This is a genomic window from Humibacter sp. (assembly GCF_035547335.1).
Classification (GTDB): domain Bacteria; phylum Actinomycetota; class Actinomycetes; order Actinomycetales; family Microbacteriaceae; genus Humibacter.
In genome coordinates, this window is record NZ_DASZVF010000074.1 from 1 (window position 1) to 7,768 (window position 7,768).

13 protein-coding genes are annotated in these 7,768 nt (G+C 67.9%); 11 read left to right on the forward strand and 2 right to left on the reverse strand.

Features of this window, described 5'->3' with window-relative positions; translation table 11 throughout:
- The first annotated feature begins 194 nt into the window (after window positions 1-194).
- From VHB92_RS14850 to VHB92_RS14900, 11 genes are all read left to right on the forward strand, one after another.
- Window positions 195-551: a hypothetical protein gene (locus VHB92_RS14850; RefSeq protein ID WP_325454542.1), complete on the forward strand. Its 357-nt coding sequence runs from the start codon at window positions 195-197 to the stop codon at window positions 549-551.
- Between the two features lie 624 nt (window positions 552-1,175).
- Window positions 1,176-1,457, forward strand: coding sequence for a hypothetical protein (locus tag VHB92_RS14855; protein WP_325454543.1), 282 nt, complete (start codon window positions 1,176-1,178; stop codon window positions 1,455-1,457).
- A 137-nt stretch (window positions 1,458-1,594) separates the two neighbouring features.
- Window positions 1,595-1,858, forward strand: a complete 264-nt coding sequence (locus VHB92_RS14860) for a hypothetical protein (protein WP_325454544.1) — start codon at window positions 1,595-1,597, stop codon at window positions 1,856-1,858.
- A complete protein-coding gene (locus tag VHB92_RS14865; protein ID WP_325454545.1) occupies window positions 1,858-1,992 on the forward strand; it encodes a hypothetical protein in 135 nt (44 codons plus the stop codon). The genes VHB92_RS14860 and VHB92_RS14865 overlap by 1 nt, the downstream gene beginning before the upstream one ends.
- 106 nt (window positions 1,993-2,098) lie before the next feature.
- On the forward strand, window positions 2,099-2,419 hold the full coding sequence (locus VHB92_RS14870) for a hypothetical protein (protein ID WP_325454546.1): 321 nt from the start codon (window positions 2,099-2,101) through the stop codon (window positions 2,417-2,419).
- A 162-nt stretch (window positions 2,420-2,581) separates the two neighbouring features.
- Complete coding sequence (locus VHB92_RS14875; protein ID WP_325454547.1) at window positions 2,582-3,739, forward strand: hypothetical protein; 1,158 nt, start codon at window positions 2,582-2,584, stop codon at window positions 3,737-3,739.
- Complete coding sequence (locus VHB92_RS14880; RefSeq protein WP_325454548.1) at window positions 3,736-3,987, forward strand: hypothetical protein; 252 nt, start codon at window positions 3,736-3,738, stop codon at window positions 3,985-3,987. The genes VHB92_RS14875 and VHB92_RS14880 overlap by 4 nt, the downstream gene beginning before the upstream one ends.
- Window positions 3,987-4,202 carry a hypothetical protein gene (locus VHB92_RS14885; RefSeq protein WP_325454549.1) on the forward strand — a complete coding sequence of 72 codons (216 nt, stop codon included), beginning with the start codon at window positions 3,987-3,989 and terminating at the stop codon, window positions 4,200-4,202. The genes VHB92_RS14880 and VHB92_RS14885 overlap by 1 nt, the downstream gene beginning before the upstream one ends.
- A gap of 148 nt (window positions 4,203-4,350) precedes the next feature.
- Entirely contained in the window at window positions 4,351-5,016 is a 666-nt protein-coding gene (locus VHB92_RS14890; RefSeq protein ID WP_325454550.1) for a zonular occludens toxin domain-containing protein, read from the forward strand.
- Window positions 5,013-5,498: a hypothetical protein gene (locus VHB92_RS14895; protein ID WP_325454551.1), complete on the forward strand. Its 486-nt coding sequence runs from the start codon at window positions 5,013-5,015 to the stop codon at window positions 5,496-5,498. Before VHB92_RS14890 ends, VHB92_RS14895 begins: the two co-directional genes overlap by 4 nt.
- Window positions 5,499-5,657: 159 nt before the next feature.
- Window positions 5,658-6,749, forward strand: coding sequence for a protein rep (locus VHB92_RS14900; RefSeq protein WP_325454552.1), 1,092 nt, complete (start codon window positions 5,658-5,660; stop codon window positions 6,747-6,749).
- A gap of 217 nt (window positions 6,750-6,966) precedes the next feature.
- Here the strand turns inward: VHB92_RS14900 and VHB92_RS14905 are convergent, their stop codons facing one another.
- Together VHB92_RS14905 and VHB92_RS14910 are read right to left on the reverse strand one after the other, a co-directional pair.
- On the reverse strand, window positions 6,967-7,191 hold the full coding sequence (locus tag VHB92_RS14905; protein WP_325454553.1) for a hypothetical protein: 225 nt from the start codon (window positions 7,189-7,191) through the stop codon (window positions 6,967-6,969).
- 244 nt (window positions 7,192-7,435) lie between these two features.
- Window positions 7,436-7,732, reverse strand: coding sequence for a hypothetical protein (locus VHB92_RS14910; protein ID WP_325454554.1), 297 nt, complete (start codon window positions 7,730-7,732; stop codon window positions 7,436-7,438).
- Between the last annotated feature and the right edge of the window lie 36 nt (window positions 7,733-7,768).

Sequence of the window (7,768 nt, forward strand, 5' to 3'; positions counted from 1 at the left end):
GCGGATGATGCGCGAGGCGCTGGTGACGTCGCTGCGGTCGACTCGGACCGGGTAGTCCGTTTGAAGGATGTTTGGCGTGTTCGTTGCGTGGGGAAGGGCGCGCATGCTTTGATGCTCACACAAACCACATACCGCGATGACTGGTCGCTGTTCGAGCAGCCCAGTTGGTCGCACAACCGGAGAGGATCGGGCCAATGGCCAACCCGCAGCCGCTTGTGACTGTGAAGGGCGTCGTCGCCGCAACGAAGACGGTTCCCTGGGAGAACGCGAAGGGTCAGACGGGCGTCTACGCCGAGGTGATGATCGCCACCGAGTCGGCGGTCGAGCGCCAGGTGGAAGAGTTCCCGGCGTACCTGTCGGTGCGGGTGGAGGTCGATGACCTCGCGCTCTTCAGCCGCGATCGCGAGGTCACCCTCCGCTGCACGGCCTACTCCGGCATCGTCGGCGGTCGCGCTCCCCGCTTCATCAACGGCGTGATCTACCGGCCCGTGCTCGATGACATCGCCGCTCTGCGGCAGCAGGACAAGACGAAGGCTCCGGCGAACGCCTGAGCAGCACGTAGGACGGCCCCGGACCTGTTCGAGCAGGACACCGGGGCCTAGGTCCCCCCACCCCACAACTAGGCGGGAGTTCCCTGCGTGAATGCTACTGGAAATGAAGCGATAAGCCGCCTCTCACACTTATGTCAGAACGGCGAAACGCCTGCGGCACAAGGGGAATCGGCCCCCCTGCTGGGCAGTCGCGCACCTGACACGGATGTCAGGGTTCTGCACTCTGAGTGCCCGGTCTGCGGCTCGGTCGTTGCGCTCGTCAAGACGGCTACGCGCTCGCTGATCTGCGCTCTGTGCGGCTGTGCGGACGTCGATGCCGGGGACGGCGTGGTCGTGCTCACGGACGTCCTGGTTGTCGACGGGCCGGACTCCTACCCGGTCCCCGGGCGGCTCTGATGGGGCACGTCCTGGCGGGGCTTGCAACCTCACGCGCGGGGCTGTCCTTCGCCGGGCTCGGTGTCGCGCTGCTGCTGAAGCGGCTCCACCCGCTGCGTGCACTGCTCCGGCTGGTGAACCGTGGCTAGCGCGCCCACGGCAGGCCCACGGCCCGACCGGTGGGACCACCTGCCGGGAGGCGGTCGGGGCATCGTCCAGCCGACCGCCTCCGCAACGCGCAAGCGCCAGATGACCCGCAACGCGCGCACGGCCGCGATCGTCGTCGTGATCGTTGGGCTGTTCGGCTTCGTGGTGAAGAGCGTCTTCGGCGCACTGCCGACCCACGGCGGCGTCGTGCCCACGGGCACGGTCCGTCCGACGTCCACGGCCACGCCGGTCCCCGGCCCGACGTCCGGCGCTACGGGCAAGATCGGCGGACCCCTCGGGCTGAACTTCCCGCACCGCTCGGCCCCTGTCTTCACCTTCCCCGGCGACGGCACGATCGGTACGACCGGGACGGGCAAGCCGTGAGCCTGCCGTCCCCGACCCCGTATCCGACGTCCGGTGATGCGGTCGCCAACTCCTGGACCTGCAACGACCGGTCGTCGCCGTCGCCGTCCCCGTCGACGGTGACGCCTGACGCTCTCCCCTCGCCTACGACGGTTGTCGTGCCCGTCAAGGTCGGACAGGACTGCGCGGTCACGGGCTGGACGGCCACGACGGGCAACGTGAACGTGCCCTCGGGCGTGCGGCTCGCACCCACCCCGGTCGCGGTGTCGATCGCCTACGGCGGCACGTCGGGCACGACGGACACGTCACGGCTGGAAGCGATCGGCACGGACACGCACCACGCGATCGTCGTCGGCCTCGCGATCGTCGTGATGGTGCTTGGCATCCTCGCGATCTTCGCGATGCCACGGGTACGGCGCTGATGGGCACCACATGGTCCGACCCGTGGTCGTCGGTCGTGCCCGACCTGCTCGGCGCGTTTCTCGTTCTGGTCGTGCTCGAACTGATCGTGGCGATGGTCTACGAAGCGCTCTTCGGCGCTCGGGACGAGGACTGAACGCGATGAACGATCTCGCGTTCCTCTGGCACTCCTTGGCAACCGGCCTGGGAGTTGGGTGCGTCGTCCGCCTCGCGGTGGTGGCGCTGTCTGGAAGGGGGACCCGGTGAACGGGACTCTCAGCACGAAGCGGGCGGCTGCCACGCCGACCGCGACCGATGTCCGCAAGGCCGTCCGCCTCGGCCGCGTCGCGCGCACCCGCGTGCGCGTGGTGCTCGCCGTGTCGGCGTTCCTCGCGCTGTTCAGCGCGGGGCCGTCGTTCGCGACCAGCACGGACCCCACGGGCGGGGCGGGTGACACGTTCTTCTCGTCGCTCACGTCCTACCTGCAGTCGCACCTGATCGTCGCGGTGCTCGGTCTGGCCGTCATCGGCGTGATCGTCGCGATGATCCTGAAGTGGGGCGGCAAGGCCGCGAAGAAGTCCTGAGCCGCAGCACTTCTCAGGGCTGACTCGATGACACGGCACCAGCGCGCAGCGCGGCCGACCGATGCCGGTACGCGGACCCGTAGGTGGGCTCGCGTACTGAGCGCGGTCGCGCTCGCGCTGGTGCCCGTCATCGGAGCGGCACCCGCCTGGGCGCTCGTGCCCATGGCAAACCCCACGGACACGTCGTGCGTCGGCACGGTGACGACTGCTGCGGGCGACTCCTGGACGATGACGGCCGCGACGGTCGACTCTTCGAGCAACTGTGGTCGCGGGTCGGTGTCGATGCATTACACGCCGAGCGACAGCAACCATCGCAGCGATGCGCAGTACGCATGCATCACGTCCGGTGGCGTGGTGACGGTCACGAACACGTACGCCTGGAAGGACACCCAGGGCGCGAACCTGACGTGCAACGCATCGGGATCGCCGGGGGGTCCGTATCTGGACTGGTACCAGATCCTCACGTCCAACGATCTGTCGTACACCGGCACGGTGTCGGTCCGCGCGGATTTCCAGCCGGTCACGACTCCCCCGCCGTCGCCAACGTGTCCGTTGCTCGCGATCACGGGCTGGGACGCGGGGACGTTGCGGGTGCTCGCGACGTGGAATAGCGCAACACCGCCGACGACGGGCGCGAATCACCATGTCTTTACGGTCGGTTCTCCGGCCGCTGCGCCGTCGACGGCAGTCGACACGGTGTGGGGGTACGTCGATGACGTCGACCTGATATCGGGCATTACTCCCCCGCCGATGCAATACGTGGCGGATATACCGATGAGCACGAAACCTACGGCGGTCTCGCGGGTTTACTACAACGGGACGTGCTACTTCGATGGCGCGATCCTCAACCATCTCCCGGCTATTCCGACAGGCAATGATGCGAGCGGTGGCGGGAGTGACGGCTGCGGGTTCTCGTTCAACCCGCTGAACTACCTGAAGTGTCTCTTCTTTCCGACGTCGGTTACGAAGAACTCATGGCACACGTTCTATGACGCGCTCACGTCAAAGCCTCCGGTGTCGGTGATCGTCGGCGGCTTCGCGTTCTTCAATGACGCGTACACGGCTTTTCAGTCGGTGCACAACGGCGCGGGCTGCTATTCCAGCCCAAACGATCCGTTCACGTTCCTCGGGGGCGGACCTATCCCGGCCGACCAGGTGCCGGACACGCACGACTGGCCGCAGAGCAATGACGGCACGTGTGACGGCTCCGGCTCGGCGGGCAACAACGTGTGGGTCTTCCGGACGGTTGTCCGCATCGCACTGTGGGGCGGCTTTCTCTTCGCGCTGTGGACGCGCTACGAAGGCACGGTGCGCGCGTGATCATCGACGCGATCGTGACGGTAGTGCTCGGCATCCTGACGGCGGTCCTGTCGATCGTGCCGAGCATGGGTACGCCGTCTTGGCCGGGACCCGCGACAACGCTGGGCGCGCAGACGGCCGCGTTCAACAACTACCTACCGCTCACGGACGGCATGGCGATGCTGACGTTTGCGCTGACGATTCGCATCGGCACGGGCGTCTGGCGTCTCGCGCTGTGGGTGTACCACCAGATCCACGGCGGTCAGTGATGCGCCGACGTCCGGGCCTCCTGCTGCTGTTCGCCTGGCTGACCGGGGCCGTGTTCGGTGCGGCCTTCGCGAACGACTGGCCCCCGCTCGCCTGCGTCGGCTCGTTCCTGCTGATGTGGGCGGTCTGCGGCTACGCGCTGATCGTTGCCGACGATCGGCTGTACCGCGAGGCGGTGAGCAATGACGCACGTCGTGACGTACTACCCGGCCGGTGAGCCGTGGTGGTCCTGGCTTGTCATCGCGGGCGTGTGGCTCTTTGGTCTGGTCGCACTCATCGGGGCCTACGTGGTGGGCGTACCTGCGAACGGGAGGCATCACCGTGCGCGTCGGTGACGTGTGGATCGGCTCGGTTGTGTCGATCGCGTGGCTGGTGCTGCGCGTCGTGAACATGCGGAAGAGGGGCAAGCGATGATTGAGGGCTACATCGGCCGTCCGGGCTCGGGCAAGTCGTACACGCTGTCCGCCCGGGGTTTCGAAGAGGCCGAGTCGGGACGTCAGGTGTTCGCGAACTTCGGCCTGAACCACCCGAACGTCGAGCCGATCACGATCGAAGACCTGACGGACCCGCGCATGCCACCGGGCCTGATCCTGATCGATGAGGCCCACCTGTGGTTCCCCGCGCGACTGTCGATGAAGTTGCCGCCGTCGCTGCTCATGCGCCTGTCGCAGACGCGGAAGATGGGCTGGGACCTGATCTGGTGCGCGCAGCACGAAACGCGTGTGGACAAGGTGCTGCGCGACGTCACGAACTGGCTGTGGCTCTGTAACGCGTGGGGCTCATCGAACGCGGGCGGCGCCGAACATCCGGCGTTCTTCACCGCGCTCTGCTTCGAACCGGAGAAGTTCCGCAAGCGCAAGGCGCACGCGCAACGCGTCGTCCGTCGCTTCCGGATGGACGTCGCATCGCACTACGACACGAAAGAGTCGTTGCAGGTCGCCTCGCACGTGCTCGCGTTGCAGGACCACTACGCGAAGGGCCGTAAGGGTGATGGCGGCGACGATGGTGGCGCGAGCGAGGACGCGGCGTGAACATCTTCGCGGCGTTCTTCGGCCTGGGCATGGGCTGGGCCTTCGTGCGGAACATCGGACCGATGCCACGGCCGGTGCTCGGCTCCGCGATCGTGCTCGTCCTGGTCGCGATGTTCTGCGCGTGGCGCGGGGGCAGGCGGCTCGGCGCTAGTGCGACGGCCGTCGCGGTCGCGACCGCCGTCGCTGAGGTCCGGGCCGAACTGGAGGCGACCGCCACGGCGGCGGCGATGGGCAACGTGGTGCACGTCTCCGTAGGGGACGGCTCCGGCCTGCATGTGAGCGACGGCGTGAGCCTGGCGCGGGCGGGCTCCCGCGTGCGGGTGCCCGCGCCAGGTGAGGCCGAAGCGATCGCGTTCGACGCGGCCGATGGGTGGGACTGGCGTCCGCTGCTCGAGGACCCCTCGCACGTGATCTACGCGCTACCGGATGACCCGCGCGTCTGCCGTGCTGCGCTGCCACCCGCGTTGGAGGCCGGTGGCTGAGCGAACCCCTCCCCCGCACTGTCGTTCGAGCGGCGGTGCGGGGGTCGACGGAGACCCGGCCCGGCACAACATCGGGGGAGAAACCCTGTGCAGCACAACCAGAACGTCCAGCAACTCGTTCGCGCAGAACGGTTCCGACGTCGCGAGGTCTTGCGCGACGTGAGCGCACTCCCTTCCGGGCGTCTCGCCCGGTGCGGTCTGCGGCTGAACTACGCGTCGACGGCCGTCACGATCGAACAGCGTGCGGACGGGACGGCAGGCTTCGGCGGGCTCGCGCTCTGCGGCTCGGTGTGGGGCTGCCCGGTCTGCTCGGCCCGCATCCGGCAGGGCCGCGCGGTGGAGCTCGAAGAGGCGTGCGCCAGGTGGCTTCGTGAGGGCCACGGGCTGACCTTCGTCACGCTGACCCTGCGCCACACCCGCGCCGACGCGCTCGACGGGCTCCTAGGCGTTCTGAGCGACGCCTGGGCCGCTCTGAGCCGCCATCGTGAGTGGAAAGAGGGCGCGGGGTTCTTCGGCTTCGTTGGCGCGGTGCGGGCGGTCGAGGTCGTGCACGGCAAGAACGGCTGGCACCCGCACGCGCATCTTCTGCTCTTCACCGAACGGCCGCTCACGCGACGTCGGACGAAGGGCCTAGGACGGCTGCTGTATCGCTGCTGGGAGCGCGAGGTCACGCGGCTTGGTGCAACGTGTGAGAGTGCCGGGTTCAACTGCCAGGAGGTCCGGGGCTCGCGCGACGTTGCCCGCTACGTGAGCAAGGTGCAGGACGAGAACGGCAACGAACGGGCGCTCGGGATGGAGATGACCCGCGCGGACCTGAAGCGCCGCGGTGCCGGGGTGCACCCGTTCACGCTGCTCGATGACGCGAAGGTCAACGACTCGTCGCGGCTGCTGTGGCGGGAGTACGAACGCGCGACCCACGGCCGGCGCTGTCTCACGCTCGGGCATCAACTCGGCCGGCGCATCGGGCTGCGGGTGGAGGACCCTGACCCGCAAGAGCGCGGCACGGTCGCCTACACCTTCGATCGTGATGCGTGGCGGCTTGTCATCCACGCGAAGGCACGATCACGGGTCCTGGATGCCTTCGAGGCGGGAGGGGTGGACGCGGTGTTCCTGCTGCTGTGCGATCTGCACGCGGCCTATGACTGGACGAACGCCGACGCGCAGTGGCGTGCCGAACGGTGGGAACGAAACCAGGAGCGCTATGCGAACGCGGCGCGAGAGTGGGCAGGCGCGCCGCTCGTCGCGCTCTAGAACAACGGAAGGGCCTCTGCTGTAGGGGGTTCCTGGTCAACGATCGTCAACCCGAGCAGACGGGCCGTCACTTCCGCGTGACGGTCACACATGCGCTCTTCGATGCCTGTCGTGCCGTCGATGAACAGCCACGGCGCGGGCACGTAGGACGTGTGACCCGTCTGGCGGCATCGATGCCCGCGTGAGTGCGGCCCGCTCTGCCGGACGAGCACGGCGGTCATAGCCCGAGGCATGCGCCGAGGTTGACGACAAACCGCGAGGTCGCGAGCGCGTACACGTGATCGCGGCAGCACGTCCACGTCTCGTCGCCGTCGCCCACTACGTAGTCCGCGATGAGGCCGCACGTCGCTCGCGTTGATGTGCTCGCCTCGCACACGGCTTCGTCGTCGTCCTGGTCCACAGTCTCGACGGTGACGCGCATGTAGAACGGGTCGTGACGCATGATTCCTCCTGTGGCACAGCGCTTTTAGGCCCTTGCATTCGGGGGGCCTCACCGAACAGTCGCAAGAGCCTCTGCACCTGGCGCGACGGGTCAAGCGCGAAATAAGGGAGGCTTGCCGACCGCGTGCTTGACGCGGCGTGCCTGGTGTGGAATCACACTCTCGGGTCGGTGAGGCCCCCGGCTTTTCGGGCGGCGCAGCCGCCCCGTCCACAACCTACGAATAGGTGAGCCGCGCTCTAGACGGTCAGGCGGACAAGGCTCGTAGGGCGAGGTATGCGACGGCGCGAAGCGGGGTCTTGGCGGGGATGACGCAGTGGTCGAGGCGGTCCGCGAGCGCGTGCATGGCGTCGTAGCGCCAGGTGAGGCCGAGCGCTAGGCCCTCGTCGCCGCGTCGGCGCGCTGCGTCGCGGTGGTGGCTGATGGTCACCATGTGCTCGCGGATGATGCGCGAGGCGCTGGTGACGTCGCTGCGGTCGACTCGGACCGGGTAGTCCGTTTGAAGGATGTTTGGCGTGTTCGTTGCGTGGGGAAGGGCGCGCATGCTTTGATGCTCACACAAACCACATACCGCGATGAC